General features: G+C 67.8%; 16 protein-coding genes and 1 tRNA gene. 8 read left to right on the forward strand and 9 right to left on the reverse strand.

Annotation, left to right across the window (positions count from 1 at the left end):
- Positions 1-140: 140 nt before the first annotated feature.
- Complete coding sequence (locus ACWPN7_RS17065; RefSeq protein ID WP_014238560.1) at positions 141-1,277, forward strand: type III PLP-dependent enzyme; 1,137 nt, start codon at positions 141-143, stop codon at positions 1,275-1,277.
- Between the two features lie 165 nt (positions 1,278-1,442).
- On the opposite strand, the gene ACWPN7_RS17070 is transcribed toward ACWPN7_RS17065, so the two are convergent.
- Positions 1,443-1,661, reverse strand: coding sequence for a DUF1127 domain-containing protein (locus ACWPN7_RS17070; RefSeq protein WP_014238561.1), 219 nt, complete (start codon positions 1,659-1,661; stop codon positions 1,443-1,445).
- Between the two features lie 311 nt (positions 1,662-1,972).
- On the opposite strand from ACWPN7_RS17070, the gene ACWPN7_RS17075 reads away from it, so the two are divergent.
- The gene (locus ACWPN7_RS17075) at positions 1,973-2,659 is read left to right on the forward strand and encodes an HAD family hydrolase (RefSeq protein WP_201043023.1); all 687 of its coding nucleotides are present in this window, start codon (positions 1,973-1,975) and stop codon (positions 2,657-2,659) included.
- A 14-nt stretch (positions 2,660-2,673) separates the two neighbouring features.
- Positions 2,674-3,030 (forward strand): cupin domain-containing protein, encoded by a 357-nt coding sequence (locus ACWPN7_RS17080; protein WP_459197717.1) that lies wholly within the window; start codon positions 2,674-2,676, stop codon positions 3,028-3,030.
- A gap of 150 nt (positions 3,031-3,180) precedes the next feature.
- Here ACWPN7_RS17080 and ACWPN7_RS17085 read toward each other — a convergent pair whose 3' ends face one another.
- The 6 genes from ACWPN7_RS17085 to ACWPN7_RS17110 form a co-directional block, all read right to left on the reverse strand.
- Complete coding sequence (locus ACWPN7_RS17085) at positions 3,181-3,570, reverse strand: hypothetical protein (protein ID WP_459197718.1); 390 nt, start codon at positions 3,568-3,570, stop codon at positions 3,181-3,183.
- A gap of 149 nt (positions 3,571-3,719) precedes the next feature.
- Entirely contained in the window at positions 3,720-4,124 is a 405-nt protein-coding gene (locus ACWPN7_RS17090) for a gamma-butyrobetaine hydroxylase family protein (protein WP_038529747.1), read from the reverse strand.
- Complete coding sequence (locus tag ACWPN7_RS17095) at positions 4,124-4,360, reverse strand: Trm112 family protein (RefSeq protein WP_014238566.1); 237 nt, start codon at positions 4,358-4,360, stop codon at positions 4,124-4,126. Before ACWPN7_RS17095 ends, ACWPN7_RS17090 begins: the two co-directional genes overlap by 1 nt.
- A gap of 48 nt (positions 4,361-4,408) precedes the next feature.
- Entirely contained in the window at positions 4,409-5,098 is a 690-nt protein-coding gene (locus tag ACWPN7_RS17100) for an LON peptidase substrate-binding domain-containing protein (protein ID WP_174440763.1), read from the reverse strand.
- Between the two features lie 127 nt (positions 5,099-5,225).
- Positions 5,226-6,176 (reverse strand): tetratricopeptide repeat protein, encoded by a 951-nt coding sequence (locus ACWPN7_RS17105; protein ID WP_456530880.1) that lies wholly within the window; start codon positions 6,174-6,176, stop codon positions 5,226-5,228.
- Positions 6,177-6,230: 54 nt separating this feature from the next.
- Positions 6,231-6,797: a prolyl-tRNA synthetase associated domain-containing protein gene (locus ACWPN7_RS17110; protein ID WP_456530879.1), complete on the reverse strand. Its 567-nt coding sequence runs from the start codon at positions 6,795-6,797 to the stop codon at positions 6,231-6,233.
- Positions 6,798-6,946: 149 nt separating this feature from the next.
- Here ACWPN7_RS17110 and ACWPN7_RS17115 point away from each other — a divergent pair.
- The 5 genes from ACWPN7_RS17115 to ACWPN7_RS17135 all read left to right on the forward strand — a co-directional run bounded on the left by ACWPN7_RS17115 (position 6,947) and on the right by ACWPN7_RS17135 (position 12,778).
- Positions 6,947-7,021 (forward strand) — tRNA-Gly (locus ACWPN7_RS17115).
- 687 nt (positions 7,022-7,708) lie between these two features.
- Complete coding sequence (locus tag ACWPN7_RS17120) at positions 7,709-8,386, forward strand: RraA family protein (RefSeq protein ID WP_038529755.1); 678 nt, start codon at positions 7,709-7,711, stop codon at positions 8,384-8,386.
- Positions 8,387-8,464: 78 nt separating this feature from the next.
- Positions 8,465-9,394: an AEC family transporter gene (locus ACWPN7_RS17125; protein ID WP_137103977.1), complete on the forward strand. Its 930-nt coding sequence runs from the start codon at positions 8,465-8,467 to the stop codon at positions 9,392-9,394.
- A 546-nt stretch (positions 9,395-9,940) separates the two neighbouring features.
- The gene (locus ACWPN7_RS17130) at positions 9,941-10,924 is read left to right on the forward strand and encodes a Bug family tripartite tricarboxylate transporter substrate binding protein (protein WP_038529773.1); all 984 of its coding nucleotides are present in this window, start codon (positions 9,941-9,943) and stop codon (positions 10,922-10,924) included.
- Positions 10,925-11,080: 156 nt separating this feature from the next.
- Complete coding sequence (locus ACWPN7_RS17135) at positions 11,081-12,778, forward strand: methyl-accepting chemotaxis protein (protein ID WP_038529775.1); 1,698 nt, start codon at positions 11,081-11,083, stop codon at positions 12,776-12,778.
- 118 nt (positions 12,779-12,896) lie between these two features.
- Here ACWPN7_RS17135 and ACWPN7_RS17140 read toward each other — a convergent pair whose 3' ends face one another.
- Both ACWPN7_RS17140 and ACWPN7_RS17145 read right to left on the reverse strand, forming a co-directional pair.
- Positions 12,897-13,829, reverse strand: coding sequence for a tripartite tricarboxylate transporter substrate binding protein (locus ACWPN7_RS17140; RefSeq protein ID WP_492273397.1), 933 nt, complete (start codon positions 13,827-13,829; stop codon positions 12,897-12,899).
- A gap of 285 nt (positions 13,830-14,114) precedes the next feature.
- Positions 14,115-15,782, reverse strand: coding sequence for an HD domain-containing phosphohydrolase (locus ACWPN7_RS17145; RefSeq protein ID WP_038529778.1), 1,668 nt, complete (start codon positions 15,780-15,782; stop codon positions 14,115-14,117).
- Between the last annotated feature and the right edge of the window lie 56 nt (positions 15,783-15,838).

Below are 15,838 nucleotides of genomic sequence, written 5' to 3' on the forward strand. Positions count from 1 at the left end.
AAGGCAACACGGCAGTCCAGTATGGGCGGCCTGAGCGCCTGACCGTCTTTTCTTTCTGACCGGTCAGCAGCGCGCGGCCGCTCCGCCCCTGCTTTTTCACAATTCGTCCGACACCTTCATCTTGCGTCCGGGAGACTGAGATGACCGATAAGATTGCGCGCTTTTTCGAAGAGCAGCGTCCGCAGACCCCGTGCCTCGTCGTCGATCTGGACGTCGTGGAAGCGAACTATCACGACCTGGAGGAAGCGCTCCCGGACGCCAAGATCTTCTACGCCGTGAAGGCCAATCCGGCGCCGGAGATCCTCGGCCTGCTGACCCGTCTGGGTTCCGCCTTCGACACCGCCAGCGTCCCGGAAATCCAGATGGTTCTGGCCGCCGGCTGCGCGCCGGAGCGCATCTCCTACGGCAACACCATCAAGAAGGAAGCGGACATCCGCCGCGCCTTCGAGCTGGGCGTGCGCCTGTTCGCCTTCGACAGCGAGGCGGAGCTGGAGAAGATCGCCCGCGCCGCCCCCGGCGCCCGCGTCTTCTGCCGCATCCTGACCTCCGGCGAGGGCGCCGAGTGGCCGCTGTCGCGCAAGTTCGGCTGCGACCTCGCCATGGCGCGCGAGCTGCTGCTGAAGGCCAAGGGCATGAACGTCGTTCCCTACGGCGTGTCCTTCCACGTCGGCTCGCAGCAGAAGGACCTGATGCAGTGGGACCACGCCATCTTCCAGGTGGCGCAGCTGTTCCGCGAGCTTGAGGTGCTGGGCGTCGACCTCGGCATGATCAATCTGGGCGGCGGCTTCCCGACCCGCTACCGCACCGACGTGCCGGAGACCACCGCCTACGGCCAGGCCATCTTCGAGTCCCTGCGCACCCACTTCGGCAACCGCCTGCCGGAAGCCATCGTGGAGCCGGGCCGCAGCATGGTCGGCAACGCCGGCATCATCGAGAGCGAGGTCGTCCTCGTCTCCCGCAAGTCGGCCAACGACGTGAAGCGCTGGGTCTATCTGGACATCGGCAAGTTCAGCGGTCTCGCCGAGACGATGGACGAGGCGATCCAGTACCCGATCCAGGTGATGGGGGACGACGGCGAAGGCGACAGCGAGGCGGTCGTGCTGGCCGGCCCAACCTGCGACAGCGCCGACGTGCTCTACGAGCGCGCCGAGTACAAGCTGCCGATGGACCTGAAGGCCGGCGACCGCGTGCGCATCCACGCCACGGGCGCCTACACGACCACCTACTCGGCGGTCTGCTTCAACGGCTTCGCCCCGCTCCAGCAGATCTGCATCTGATCGGGCGGCGTTTCGGCCAAGAAAAAGGCCACTCTTCCTTCGGGAAGAGTGGCCTTTTCTTTTGACCGCTTGCGGAAAACCCCAAGACCCGAATGCGAAAAGGGCCGCTCCCTTACACGGGGGCGGCCCTTTTCCTTGCGGTCTCCCGCAGCCGTGACAGCGGCATTACGCCTTCCAGAACGGCTTGCTGATCTCGCCTTCGACGTCGATCTGGGAGATGCCGATGTCGTGCAGCATCCGGTCGTCCAGCCGAGCCAGCTCGCGGCGGGTGATGGTGCGCTGCCGCCACAGGGCGAACGTGTCCAGAACGCTGTCCAGCACATACGCCACCGGAGCAGGGCGCAGGGTACGGCCGGCGGGGGCCGTGCGCAGAGCGATTGCCATGGTGGTCATCCTATCTTTGAAGGTCCCGAGGGGGCCTGCCGGAAGTGGCCGCCGCACCCTCGCTTTGTGAGAAAGAATATTGCTCATCCCGCGCAAACCCGCCACCGCCATGTGGGTATGCGAGCCGTGAGCTTTCTCGATAGCTGTCGTAGGAATATCACCGATGCAAGAATAATGGACGAATGCACAGCTTTTGGGCGTCACAAATTGTGCAGTTCACCAACAAACCGGGTTTGAAACGGAGCGCTGGACAGCCGCCGCAGGGCGTCCTACCTGTGATCCCGACCGTCGTCCGACACCGAGTTTTTCCCATGATCGACACCATCGCCTTCGACGGCGACGACACGCTGTGGCACAACGAATCCCTGTTCTCGATGACGCAGGACCGCTTCCGCGCGCTGCTCGCCAACCATCTGGCCGATCCCGCGGACATCGACCGGCGCCTGTTGCAGGCCGAGCGCGAGAACCTTCGCGTCTACGGCTACGGCATCAAGGGCTTCGTCCTGTCGATGATCGAGACGGCGGTGGACCTGACCGACGGGCACATCGGCGGGCGCGACATCCAGAGCCTCGTCGAGTTCGGCAAGGCCATGCTGGAGCACCCGGTCGACCTGCTCGACGGGGTGCAGGAGGTGGTGGAGGGGCTGTCCGGCCGCTACCGGCTGCTGCTCGTCACCAAGGGCGACCTGTTCGACCAGGAAAGCAAGATCGCCCGCTCCGGCCTCGCCGGGCGCTTCGACGCCATCGAGATCGTCAGCGAGAAGGACCCGGCCACCTACCGCCGCCTGCTCGACCGCCACGGGGTGGACCCGGCGCGCTTCGTCATGGTGGGCAATTCCGTGCGGTCGGACATCCTGCCCGTGCTGGCCGTGGGCGGCCACGCCGTCCATGTGCCGTACCACGTCACCTGGGCGCACGAGGTGGCCGAGCCGCCCACCGAGAATTACCGCCGCATCGACAGCCTGCACGGCCTGCCGCCGCTGCTCGCCGCCTGGTGAATGGGAGACGTGTGATGAGCTTCGCCCTGCTGACCGACCCCGCCCGCCCCACTGTGGAACCCGAGACCGGCGGCCCGGCCACCGACCGCATCCTGTCCGGCGCCCCGGTCTTCACCACCTGGAACGAGTACGAATCGGCGGACGGCAAACGCTTCGCCGGGGTCTGGCGCTCCACCCCCGGCTCCTGGCGGATCGTCTACGACGAGTGGGAGTATTGCGAGATCCTGGAAGGGAGCAGCGCCATCAGCCACGCCGACGGGCGCCGCTGGATGGTCGGCCCCGGCGACCGCTTCACGCTGGAACCCGGCTTCGACGGCGTGTGGGAGGTGCTGGAGACCACGACGAAACGCTACGTGGTCATTCTTCCCTGAGGAGATCACGCCATCCTCAGCCTTCTCCCCTCCGGGGAGAGGGTGCCCCAAAGGGCCGGTGAGGGGGTGTTCATGGCGGTTACGTTCGGCACAAGCGCAACCCCCTCACCCTAACCCTCTCCCCAGAGGGGAGAGGGAACATCAAGCGCTTCAGTCGCGCTGCCCGAACAGATGGACGGCACCGAGGTCGGCGCGGTTCAGCACGACCACCGCCTTGCGCCCGATCTCCACGGCCAGCGCGGCGAGCGCCATGATCGACACCACCAGGACGATCCGCGCGATGTCGCGCGCCCAGGCGCGCCGCTTGCGCCGCCGGGCCGCCAAATGGGTGGCCAGCTTCTGCCGCAACGCGCTGCCGCGCCGCCCATAGCCGCGCGTCCATCCACCCCACCCCCGCTCCACGGGCGGCGGGTCATCGGGCGGATCGTTCGGCGTGGGCGTGGTGGGAACGGGCAGTCCGGCGCCGTTCGCAGGTGGCGAACCGGTGTTGGGCGCGGCGGTTTGGCTGGCGGTCGCGCCGGGCGGGTCGGTCGCGGTCACGGCGGTCATCCTGCGGCGGAGGAACGGTCGATGAGCCGTTATCTACGCCCTTTTCATGAAAGCGCAACACACCGCGCCCCGGCGCCCGGAAAGGCCACACGGAAACCAGCGGGGCCGCGACCGGATGCCGCACCCCGCCTTCGGTCTCCTCAGCGCCGGCCGCGCGGATCGCGGCTCAGGCCCTTGGCTTCCAGCTCCGCCAGATACTCCGCCCACAGGCGATCCTGGTCCTCGCCCAGCTCGTACAGCAGCTTCCAGGAGTAGATGCCGCTGTCGTGCAGGTCGTCGAAGACGATCCGCAGGGCGTAATGGCCGATGGCCTCCAGGCTCATGATGCCGACATGGCGGCGGGCCGAGACGGTCTGCTTCTGGCCGGGACCGTGGCCCTGCACCTCGGCGCTGGGGCTATGGACGCGCAGGAACTCCGCCGGGTAGGAGAAGGTTTGGCCGTTGTCGAAATCGACCTCCAGCCGCTTCTCCTCCTTCTTCAGCCGGACTTCCACCGGCCAGTGCTTGGTGCCGAAGGCGTCCGACGCGAATTGCTCGTCGGACATCAGGCGGCCCCCGGCTTCCCGTCGAGGCTGCGGGCCTCGTCGATCAGCATGATCGGAATGCCGTCGCGGATCGGGTAGGCCAGCCCGGCGCGGTCGCTGATAAGCTCGGCGCGCTCGGCGTCGTAGCGCAACGGCCCCTTGGTCAGCGGGCAGACGAGGATCTCCAGAAGCTTCGGATCGACGCGCGCCTGCGTCTTGCCGTCGGCGGGCGTGTCGTCGTGGGGGTGGGCGCTCATGGATCGGGCCTCGCAGTCGGAAAGTGCGGTATCGGTCGAAGGAAACGGTCAGTGACGCAGCGCGTTGCCGCCGTCGCCCTCATGGCCGTCGAGAATGGCCATCTCGACCAGGGCGATCAAGAGCTTCGCGCGCTCCGGCAGGTCCGGCGTCTCCAGAAGGGCCTGCTTTTCGCTGGGCGAGAAGGGGCAGATCATCGCCAGCGAGGTGACCAACCGCTCGTCCGGCGTGCCGTCGATGGCCTTCCAGTCCACCGACAGCCCCTGCATCTTGAAATAGCCCTTCAGCCCGGCCAGCAGACGCGCGCGGTCGAGCCCGCAACCGTCGGCCCCGCCGCGCTCCAGCGGGTCGATCAGGTCGCCCGAAAAGCGGTCCCAGTCCGCGGCGACGCGGCGGTAGCCGCGCTGGCCCTCCAGCTCCCGCATGATGGCGAAGCGGCTGACCCCGGTCAGGGTGATGATGTAGCGGCCGTCCTCGGTCTCGGCGAAGCTGGTGATGCGCCCGGCACAGCCGGTGCCGTAGACCGCCGGCTCGCGCAGGCGGCAGGCCGGATCGGTCGGCTGGACCATGCCGATCATGCGGTCGCCGGCCAGCGCGTCCTCGACCATCGCGAGGTAGCGCGGCTCGAAGATGTTCAACGGCAGACGCCCGCGCGGCAGCAGCAGAACCCCCGCGAGCGGGAAGATCGGGAGCTGCCGCGGGAAGCGGTCCGGTGACGGGTCGATGGGGTTCCGGCTCATGCGACGAATATAGAACCCCCGGACACGGCGAACAGAGCAACCGCGAACGAAGCGGCCTCCAACGAAACGGACTCGAACGAAACAGACTCGCGGCCCGGAGTCGCCCCCGGGCCGCAAGTCCCCGTGATCAGCGGAACAGGATCGAGGACAGGCGGCGGCGGCTCTGCACCGTCAGCGGGTCGGTCGGGCCGAAGGCCTCGAAGAACTTGACGAGCTGCTTGCGGGCGGCCTCGTCGTTCCAGGCGCGGTCGCGGCGCACCAGCTCCAGAAGCTCGTCCACCGCGGCCTCGCGCCGGCCGGCGGCGAACAGCGCGAGCGCGAGGTCGAAGCGGGCCTCGTGGTCGTCCTCGTTGCGAGCGACCTTTTCCGTCAGCTCCGGGATCGGGCCGGCGTTGGCGGCCTGCTCGGCGACCTCCAGCGCGCTGCGCGCCGCGGCGATCTCCTTGTCCTTGGCGATCTGCTCGGGCACCTTGTCGAGCATCTGCTTGGCGCGGGCCAACTCGTCGTTGACGATCAGGCAGCGGACCAGCCCGGCGTAGGCCACGGCGTTCAGGTTCTCCGGATCGGCCTGCAGGATCTCGCCGTAGATCTCCGACGCGGTCTGGGTGTCGCCGGCCTCCAGAGCCTCCTTGGCCTGGGCCAGCGCCTCCTCCAGGATGTCGCCCTCGCCGCCGCCCGCGGCGCCGGCCAGCTTCAGCAGCTTCTCCACGAAGGCCTTCACCTGCGACTCCGGCAGGGCGCCCATGAAGCCATCCACCGGACGCCCCTGGAAGAAGGCGTAGACCGCCGGGATCGACTGCACGCGGAGCTGCGAGGCGATCATCGGGTCCTTGTCGGTGTCGATCTTGACCAGCCGCACCTTGCCCTTCGCGGCCAGTACCGTCTTTTCCAGGATCGGGCCGAGCTGCTTGCACGGGCCGCACCAGGGCGCCCAGAAATCGACGATCACCGGCACGGACTGCGACGCCTCGATGACGTCGGCCATGAAGGCGCGGTCGCTGCTGTCCTTGATCAGGTCACCGGCGGCAGGAGCGGCACCGGCGGCGACGGGCTTGTTGGCGGGCGGAATGGAGAACATGGCGGTCACGTATCCCTTTGCGATCTCGCGTGATAGATGAGCGCACGGGGCGCGTTAAGCAAGCGTCGGCTGAGAGTCCGGCGGCTCCTTGCCGAAGGGCACGATCAGCGGCTCGTGCCCGCCGGCCCGCAGGAAGCGCAGCAGGTCCGCGGCGGCGATGGCCGTGGTGCGGTCGTTCAGCAGCGGGTGGTAGTTCAGCGGGTCATGGGCCAGCATCTGCTCCTGCAGCACCACCCTCACCCGCCGCTCGCGGTCGTTGACCACGGAGAAGGGCGTGACCGAGCCGGGCCGCACGCCAAGATGCCGCCACAGCCGGTCGGCCGAGGCGAAGGACAGCCGCGCCGACCCGATCACCTTGTCGAAGCGGTTCAGCTCGACCCGCGCGTCCTCCAGAGCGACGACCAGCCAGTGCTGCTCCTTCTTGTCCTTCAGGAACAGGTTCTTGCAATGGCCGCCGGGCAGCGCGCCGCGCAGCGCCTTGCTCTCCTCCACCGTGTGCAGCGGCGGGTGGCGGTGGGTCACGGTGCGGATGCCGAGCGCCGCGAGATGCTCCAGGAGCTGCTCCGGGCTCGTCGGCAGCGGCTCCTCGGCCCTGCCCTCGGGGGTGTCGCGGGTGTCCATGGAGCCATCTTTAGCGGTGCGGGGAAAATCTGTCGAGGCGCCCGAGAAAAGTGAAACATGACGCTTGCATTGCGCCGATCCATGAGTATAGTCCGCCGCACGCCGCCGGACGGCACCGAACAAGGGTCCGAACGGCAGCGAAACGGAGCGCGGGCGTAGCTCAGGGGTAGAGCACAACCTTGCCAAGGTTGGGGTCGAGGGTTCGAATCCCTTCGCCCGCTCCATTCTCCCGGCGGGGACGATGGTCCTTCGAAGGGAAACAGGACGGTTGATGGAAAGGCTGGACCTTCGGGTGCCGGCCTTTTTCGTTTTTCCCCTCCCGGCCGGCCCCCTCCTCCGCGCGTTGCGATTCCGCAACCGGCGCCTTCGTTTTTGAACCCGAGTCTGCGCCGACCTCTTCCATCGGCCGTGACCGGCGCCTCGCCCCCCGACCGACCCGCCCCCGGACCAGCGCAGCCATACAGCGCGCGCCCTGCCGAAAGGCGCAATTTAAAGGCGCGCAATCCGGTCAATGACATGCCTTTGTAGGTCATTCCCCGCGCACATACCGCATATGAAGGCGTGAACAAATTTACTTGTTGGCAACCTACTTGCGTATGACCTCCGGAATGACTAAGCTTCAAAGACGAAACAAATAGAACTTTTATCCGATTAGGGTTGTATGCACCATGGATGGTCTGGTTGCGTCGGACGGGCCGAGCCCGTGACTTTCCCGGACAGGATGTTCCTGTCCGGCCGGCGTCCGCCGCTCCGGCAACACCGGCCCTCCCCCGCCTGATCGTCATCGGCTCCGCTGTCGTCGCGCTGCGACCGGCGGTGCCGCTGGTCGCGCTTCCAAGCCCCGCTTCGTACAGCCCAGACGATAAGCCAGCCCAGACGGCAATCCATCCAGACGACGAGAGGTCCCTCCCATGGCCATGCAACGCTACATCGTGAATTTTCCGCGCCTGTCCCCGGACATGCTGGACATCTGGAAGACGGTCCCCAGCAGCATCGCGTCCGACGTGCAGAACCGCTGCCAGAGCATGGACGCCCGGATCAAGCCCTGCGCCCCGGGCATGCGCATCTGCGGGCAGGCCCGCACCGCCGTGTCGATGCCCGGCGACAACAGCATGCTGCTGACCGCCTGCAGCCTGGCCGAGCCGGGCGAGGTGGTGGTGGTCGCCGGCGCCGGCCTGGAAGAGGTGGCGCTGGCCGGCGAATGGGTGGTCCGCGGCTGCAAGTCGCGCGGCCTGGGCGGTCTGGTGATCGACGGCTCCGTCCGCGACCTTCAGGAAATCCGGACCATCGGCTTCCCGGTCTTCGCCAAGGGCTCGGTGCCGCGCGGCCCGCACAAGGCCTTCGGCGGCAAGATGGACGTCCCGGCCGGCGTCGGCGGCATGGTGGTCAACCCGGGCGACCTGATCATCGGCGACGATGACGGGGTGACCGTGGTGCCGCTGGCCGTGATGGACGAGGTGCTGCGGCGCTGCCTGGAGCTGATGGCCAAGGAGAAGATCTGGTCGCAGCAGCTCGACGCCGGCAAGTCGCTGATGGAGGTGCTGGGCGTGCCGGAACCGGAAATCGTCGAGACCCCCACCCTGCGCTGACCCCCGGCATCCGCCGGACCACGCGCGCCGGCGACCCGCACAGCCCTTCGAGCCGCCCCAAGACCGGTTTCCGCCGCCATGACGCTCATCTTTCAAATCGTGCTGCCGATGTTCGTCCTGGTCGCGCTCGGCTTCTACGCCGGGAAATCGGGCAATTTCAGCAACACGGCGGCTCAGGGGCTGTCGCGCTTTCTCGGCATCTACGCCCTGCCGGCATTGCTGTTCGCGGCGATGGCGAAAGCGAAGATCCCCGATCCCATCGAATGGGGGTTCGTGGCGTCCTTCTTCGTCGCGGCGTTCATCATCTTCGCGCTGGGCGCCGCCTGGATGCTGTCCATCCGGCGGCGGGACGAGGCGGCCATCGGCGGCTTCGCCCCCTCCTTCTCCTCCATCGGCCTGCTCGGCGCGCCGATCCTGATGGACGCCTACGGATCGTCGGTGGCCATCCCGGTGATGCTGCTGATCCTGTTCCAGTCGCCGCTCCTCTTCACCACCGCGACGATGATCGCCGAGGCGCAGCGGACGGCGGGCGGACGGCCGGTCGCCGCCGCGGTCAACGCCGTCAAGGCAACCCTGCTCAGCCCGATGATCCTGTCGATCGTCGTCGGCATGGGCTTCAACCTGAGCGGCGTCCATGTGCCGGACGCGGTCATGAAGGCGGCGGACTACGCCGCGGCCACCGTCCTGCCCTGCGCCTGCTTCACGCTGGGCACCGCGCTGTCCTTCGGGAAGCTGTCGGGCAAGTTCGGCCAGGCGCTGGTCCTGGCGGTGATGAAGACGGTCCTGCACCCGGTGCTGACCTGGGTGCTGGCGGTGGAGGTCTTCCACCTGCCGCCGGACTGGCTGGCCCCCGCCGTGACCGCGGCGGCGCTGCCCATCGGCGTCAACGTCTACGCCTTCGCCGAGCGCTACCAGACGGGGCGGGAACTGGTGTCGATGTCGCTGCTGCTGTCCACCCTGATGTCCCCGATCTCGATTTCCGTCGCCTTCATGGTGGCGATGGGCTGACGCGGTCATTTCGACGCAGGCGACTTTCATTGTGCGTCCATTTGACGCTTTCCACGCAGGCCTGAGCGCGCGGAACTCCAGGGGACCACGTCAGATAGAAAGCATTCGACGTAAATCGCTGTGATTTCCGGATACTCGGTTCGGTTAGCACGATTGATACACGAATAGAGACACTGTATCTTCCACTTTGAAGCGTCAAAACCGCTTTCACCGGGTCGATTTGACAGCGTTGGGTCTATGAACCGCTCTTTTTCGCGAGAAAGACGACCGAACTCCGCCGCCGCTGCGGCGAAGGGACCGGCCACCCACGAAGACAGACATACTGAAGTATGCACCCATCCTGAACAAAATCAGAATGGCTCTTCGTTTCGTTCATGACCCGATAATCCAATGTTGTCGAAATCAATGACCATCGATCTTTACGAGAATTTCAGAAAAGGAGGCCCAGCCTGTGTCCGCATCGGGACGGGCGGGATCTCCCGGGACCCCACCACGTCCGCGGCCAAGGGGGTCTTCCGCAATAACGCAGGAAAGAAGGGCATCCAGATGATCATTCGCAGCAAGTTCCTGGCGCTGGCGACCGGGACCCTGGCGCTGGCCATGTCGACGACCGCTCTGTCGACGGCCCAGGCCGCCTACCCCGAGAAGCCGATCACCGTGGTCGTCGCCTACGACGCCGGCGGTTCGACCGACGTGACCGCGCGCCTGCTGGCCCCCTTCATCGAGAAGCATCTGGGCGGCACCCGGATCGAAGTGGTGAACAAGCCGGGCGCCGGCGGCGAGATCGGCTTCGCGGCCATCGCCGACGCCGCGCCGGACGGCTACTCCATCGGCTTCTGCAACACGCCGAACATGGTCTCGATCCCGATCGAGCGTCAGGCCCGCTTCTCGGCGGACCGGCTGGACGCGCTGGTCAACGTCGTCGACGATCCCGGCGTGTGGAGCGTTCCCGGCGACAGCACCTTCAAGACGCTGAAGGACGTCGTGGAGCACGCCAAGGCCAACCCGAACACCGTCACCGTCGGCACCACCGGCGTGGGCTCGGACGACCAGCTCGCCATGCTGCTGGTGCAGCGCCAGGCGGGCGTGCAGTTCACCCATGTGCCCTTCTCCGGCTCCGCCGCCAACTACAAGGCGATGCTCGCCAAGAAGATCCAGATCAGCGGCCAGAACCTGGGCGAGGGGCTGCGCGGTCAGGCCTCCGACCAGATCCGCGTGCTGGGCGTGATGAGCAAGGAGCGCTGGAAGGCCGCCCCGGACATCCCGACCTTCGCGGAGCAGGGCTACCCGGTGCTGATGGCCTCGCTGCGCGGCGTCTGCGCGCCGAAGGGCCTGCCCGCCGACGTCCGCGCCAAGCTGGTGGACGCCGTCACCAAGGCCGCGACCGATCCGGAGTTCGTGGCGAAGGCCGAGGCCAAGGAGACCTTCCAGCCGCTGCGCGTCCTCGGCCCCGACGCCTTCGCGGCGGAGCTGAAGCAGCTCGACACCGAGCTGAAGTCGCTGTGGCAGTCGTCGCCCTGGCTGAAGTGATCCGGGGCTGACGCGACCCGGGCGGGCTGGTCCGTCCGGGTCCGGCCCATCCGCGAAACCACCCGCCGCCGGCCGACCGGCCTGCGTCGGGTGCGGTTCAAGCCCCCCTGACCATCCGGCGCCAACGGACCGGCCAATGGTTGAAGCAGGTGCTCCATGACTTTCCTCAATCACCTCCACATTCCCACCAAAATGGGAATCCCGGCGGCGACAGCGATTCTGGGCATGCTTGCCATCGCGTTGCTCGGCGGCTCCGCCATCACGGAACAGTCACGCCTGCTGGACACGCTGTTCAACCGCTCCTTCACGCGGGAAGCGGACGTCCAGGCGTTGACCGACACGCTGACCGTCGCCCACGCCGGCCTCTACCGGACGGTGATCCTCAGCACCGCCAACGCCTCCCCCAAGGCGGTCGAGGATGAATCGAAGGCCCTGACCGAACAGATCACCAAGCTGAAGAGTCAGGCGGACAAGATGAAGGGCCAGTCCGCCGCGACCGAGGAGGAGGGCCAGATCCTCCAGCGCTTCGGCTCCGACACCGCGGCCTATCAGGCGAAGGTCACCAGCTTCCTCGACCTGCTGAAGATGGGCGTCGATCCGCTCGACTTCCTGCAGGAGGTCCAGGCGGCCTACGGGCGCCTGAACGGCACCGCCCGCGACTACCTGACCTACCAGCGCCAGCAGTCGGCCGACGCCTACGCCAACGTGAACGCGTCGGTCGACGCGACCACCCAGGCCTTCATCGCCTCGGCGATCGTCGCCCTGCTGATCACGGTGGGCGTCGCGCTGTTCATCGGCTTCAACATCGCCCGTCCGGTGGTCCGCCTGACCACGGTGATGGAACGGCTGGCCCAGGGCCGGCTGGAGGACGAGGTGCCCGCCGCCGAGCGCGGCGACGAGATCGGCCAGATGGCCCGCACCGTCCGCGTCTTCAAGGAGAACGCGCTGCGCGTCCAGGAGATGGCGCGCGAGCAGGAGGCCATGCGCGCCCGCGCCATGGAGGAGCAGCGGCGGGCCATGAACAGCCTCGCCGCCGACCTGGAGGCGTCGGTCAAGGCGATGATGGGCGAGGTGGTGCGCTCCGCCGACTCCATGCGCGGCGAAGCCAACGTCATGCTGGAGAACGCCCGCCAGACCAGCCACCACAGCGATTCGGTCGCCCACGCCGTGCAGGAGGCGACGAGCGAGGTGGAGAGCGTGGCCGCCGGCGCCGAGCAGCTCCGCGCCTCCATCGACGAGATCACCCGGTCCATCACCCAGTCGACCCAGCTCGCCCGCGGCGCGGTGGACGAGGCCGGGCGGACCGACTCCATCGTCCAGGGTCTCAGCGAGGCCAGCCGGAAGATCGAGGAGGTGGTCGGCCTCATCAACAACATCGCCGGCCAGACCAACCTGCTGGCGCTGAACGCCACCATCGAGGCGGCGCGCGCGGGCGAGGCCGGCAAGGGCTTCGCCGTGGTGGCGCAGGAGGTCAAGAGCCTTGCCAACCAGACCGCCAAGGCCACCGACGAGATCGGCGCGGAAATCGCGGCGGTGCAGGCGGCGACCACCGCGGCGGTCAACGCCATCCGCGCCATCGTCAACACCATCCGGCAGGTGGACGAATCGCTCAGCACCGTCGCCGCGGCGGTGGAGGAGCAGGACGCCGCCACCCGCGACATCAGCGAGCGCTCGCAGCGCGCCGCCACCGACACGGTGGCCGTGCTCCAGGAGATGCGGCTGGTGCAGCAGGCGGCGGAAACCACCGGCCATTCCGCCGGCGCCGTCCAGACCACGACGGAGGAGCTGTCGCGCAGCTTCAACCGGCTGGACAACGAGATCGAAGCCTTCATCACCCGCATCACCGCGGCCTGACCCGGCCCGATGCGGGGAGGACGCCGTGGCGTCCTCCAGCTCCGCCCATGAAAAAGGCCCCTCTTCCATGTGGAAGAGGGGCCTTTCCTATGCGGCCTGTCCGGTCCGCCTCACCCGATCACTTCAACCAGGGGAACTCGCGCCACAGGTTGCGGAAATCGCCGTCCAGCTCCTTCAACTCCGCGGTGAAGGCCTCCGAATCGAGGATTCGCAGCGGCTGGTAGGTGTCGCGGGCCTTGCTCTGGAAGTCCGGGTCGTTGGCGGCCTTGGTCACCGCGTCGATCAGCTTGGCGCGGATCTCCGGCGGCAGCCCCTTCGGCGCGCCGACGCCGCGCAGCGACGCCATGGTGATGTTGTAGCCCAGTTCCTTGAAGGTCGGCAGGTCGGGCGCCATGTCCCAGCGCTGCGTGCTCATCACACCGAGGATGCGGATGTTGTCGCCGCCGGCCTTGCCGCGCAGCCCTTCGCCGAGATTCTGGCCGCAGATCTGGGTGTGGCGGCCGAGCATGGAGCGGTAGTTCTCCGCGCTGCCGGGAAAGGGCACATGGGTGAAGCGGACATTGGCCTGCCGCTGGAGCAGCAGCATGGCCAGATGGTCGTCCGACCCGACGCCGGTGGAGCCCAGCGTGATGGTGTTCGGGTTGGCCTTGGCCTGGGCGACCAGATCCTCCACCGTCTTGTAGGGGCTGTCGCCGTGGACGGTCATGATGCCCGGATCGTCGACGACGTTGACCAGCGGGTCCAGCCGGTCGAGCGTGAAGCGGGCGTTGCGCTCGATCGGGATCGTGACGACGTTCGGCGTGTTGATGAAGCCGATGGTGTAGCCGTCCGGCGTGGCATCGGCGATGGCCGCGAAGCCGATCTCCCCCCGGCGCCGCCGCGGTTCATCACCACGATCCGCGCGCCGCCGCCCAGATATTTTTCGATGAAGGGCGCCAGCATGCGCGCGGTCACGTCGGTCGATCCGCCCGCCCCATAGGCGACGATCATGGTGATCGGCTTCTCCGGGTAGGCGGCCTGGGCCGCCGTCGCGCCCAACAGCAGGGCGCAAGAGGTCAGCAGGCTTGAAAAGAAATGTCTGGCTTTCATGGTCGGCTCCGCCAAATGCTGCCGCCCGATTACCACAACGGAGCGCCGCCAAGGAGCGCGCCCGCGGCATCGGTTGCACAATTCATAGTAACACGATTTTTTGTACACTATAGTATTTATGGCGCAACCATAATGAGAGCATTGGACACAGCGTCGCACCGTCTGGCATCAGCGCAGGGCGACGGCGAAACGGCCCTTCCACTTGGGAAAGGCCGTTCGGTCCGGTTCCGTCATACGGAGACGGGGATCAGTTGATCGGTTCGGCGCGGTTGCCGAACAGGCCGCGCAGCTTGCGCCCGATCGCCGCCACCAGCAGGCCCTGGTTGCCGCCCTCCGGCCTGGGGAACCAGTCCGGCTCCTCGGCCTGGATGCGGCGGACCACCGTCAGGAACGCCTCGACCACCAGCGGGTCGAAGTCCTTGCCCGCCCGCTCGGCGATCCAGGTGATGGCGTGCTCCACCCCCCAGGCCTTGCGGTACTGGCGGTCGGTGATGAGGGCGTCGAACACGTCGGCCACGGCCATGATCCGCGCCGACACCGGGATCGCCCCGCCGCGCAGCCCTTCCATGTAGCCCGACCCGTCGTAGCGCTCGTGGTGGTAGCGGGCGATCTCCGCGGCGATCGACAGCAGGCTGCGCCCGCGCAGGGGCAGCGCCGCCTCGCTGAGGATGCGGTGGCCGATCAGCGTGTGGCGCTGGATGGCGGCCATGTCGTTGTTCGCCAGCTCGCCGGGAATGCCCAGCGTCTCGTCCGACACGCTCAGCATGCCGACGTCGTGCAGCAGGGCGGCCAGCCCGACCTTCTCCGCCAGCTCCTCGTCCAGCTCGTCGGCGAAACGTCCGTGGACGCGCAGCTCGTGGGCGATGTCGCCGACCAGCCGCTCGATGCGCTGGAGATGGCCGGCGGCGGCGTTGTCCTTGTATTCGGCGAGCGACCCCATGGCCAGGACGGTGGCCTTCTGGGCGGTGTTCAGCTCCTCGAACAGCAGGGCGTTCTCGAAGGCGATGGAGCATTTGTTGCGGAACAGCTCCAGCAGTTGCCACTCGCGCGCGGTGCCCTCGTTGTTGTGGCCCTCGACGTAGATCATGCCGATGATCCCGCCATGGGCGCGCAGCCGCAGGGCGCAATAGCCCGGCTCCACGATGGTCTCGGAACTCGGGCTCAGCCGCTCCAGCGCGGCGGCCACGTTTGGCTCGCCCAGCTCGGTGACGTCCACGTCCTTCCACTTGGCGAAGCGCCCGGTGGAGGCGCGCACGCGGATGCGGCGGTCGCGCGGCAGCGTATCGCCCTGGATGCACAGCAGGGCGTGCCGCCCGATGCCCAGCAGCCCGACGACGCGCGGCAGGATATTGGGGAACAGCACGTCCGGGGTGCGCATCTCCAGCAGGCCGGTGGTCGCCACCAGCATGCGGGCCAGCGCCTTGCGCCCGGCCGCCTGGGTCTGCAGGTTGAGGAAGGCGCGCAGCCGCGGGACCACCGCGGTGCGCAGCGTGCGCGCCGTCAGCCCGTCTTTCAGGCGGTAGTCGCTGACGTCATGGCCCTCCACCACCTCCTCCTCCGGCGCCCGCTCGGGGTGGGCGGTGCAGACCAGGATGCGGACGCGGCTGTTCCCAAGATCCTTGCGGATGTGGTCGATGAGGCCGAGCCCTTCCGGCACCCCATCCGCCGCGGGGTCCAGCACCGGCTCCAGCAGGACGGCGGCGGTGCCGGGGTTGCGGTACAGCGCCTCGCGCGCCTCGGCGGCGGTGGCGGCGGTCAGCACCGTCACCGGCGCCCCGTCCAGCGCGAAGCCGTCGAGCGCGGCGCGCGTCAGCCCGGCCAACGCCGGATCGGGGTCGACCACGAGAACGTGCAGGCGGGGCTTGGCGGGCGGAACCGGGGTGGCCTCCGGCGGGCGGGCGTCGTCGTGGGGCATAACCGTCTCGATGGTTGCGCGCGGTGCGCGCGCCTGCACAAAAAATACGCCCACTT

The organism is Azospirillum sp. UENF 312511, from assembly GCF_058780635.1.

Excerpts from the sequence above, each read along its gene's own strand:
- ACWPN7_RS17065 (WP_014238560.1), top strand. The coding sequence starts at position 141 with ATGACCGATAAGATTGCGCGCTTTTTCGAAGAGCAGCGTCCGCAGACC.
- ACWPN7_RS17070 (WP_014238561.1), bottom strand. The coding sequence starts at position 1,661 with ATGGCAATCGCTCTGCGCACGGCCCCCGCCGGCCGTACCCTGCGCCCT.
- ACWPN7_RS17075 (WP_201043023.1), top strand. The coding sequence starts at position 1,973 with ATGATCGACACCATCGCCTTCGACGGCGACGACACGCTGTGGCACAAC.
- ACWPN7_RS17080 (WP_459197717.1), top strand. The coding sequence starts at position 2,674 with ATGAGCTTCGCCCTGCTGACCGACCCCGCCCGCCCCACTGTGGAACCC.
- ACWPN7_RS17090 (WP_038529747.1), bottom strand. The coding sequence starts at position 4,124 with ATGTCCGACGAGCAATTCGCGTCGGACGCCTTCGGCACCAAGCACTGG.
- ACWPN7_RS17095 (WP_014238566.1), bottom strand. The coding sequence starts at position 4,360 with ATGAGCGCCCACCCCCACGACGACACGCCCGCCGACGGCAAGACGCAG.
- ACWPN7_RS17100 (WP_174440763.1), bottom strand. The coding sequence starts at position 5,098 with ATGAGCCGGAACCCCATCGACCCGTCACCGGACCGCTTCCCGCGGCAG.
- ACWPN7_RS17105 (WP_456530880.1), bottom strand. The coding sequence starts at position 6,176 with ATGTTCTCCATTCCGCCCGCCAACAAGCCCGTCGCCGCCGGTGCCGCT.
- ACWPN7_RS17110 (WP_456530879.1), bottom strand. The coding sequence starts at position 6,797 with ATGGACACCCGCGACACCCCCGAGGGCAGGGCCGAGGAGCCGCTGCCG.
- ACWPN7_RS17120 (WP_038529755.1), top strand. The coding sequence starts at position 7,709 with ATGGCCATGCAACGCTACATCGTGAATTTTCCGCGCCTGTCCCCGGAC.
- ACWPN7_RS17125 (WP_137103977.1), top strand. The coding sequence starts at position 8,465 with ATGACGCTCATCTTTCAAATCGTGCTGCCGATGTTCGTCCTGGTCGCG.
- ACWPN7_RS17130 (WP_038529773.1), top strand. The coding sequence starts at position 9,941 with ATGATCATTCGCAGCAAGTTCCTGGCGCTGGCGACCGGGACCCTGGCG.
- ACWPN7_RS17135 (WP_038529775.1), top strand. The coding sequence starts at position 11,081 with ATGACTTTCCTCAATCACCTCCACATTCCCACCAAAATGGGAATCCCG.
- ACWPN7_RS17145 (WP_038529778.1), bottom strand. The coding sequence starts at position 15,782 with ATGCCCCACGACGACGCCCGCCCGCCGGAGGCCACCCCGGTTCCGCCC.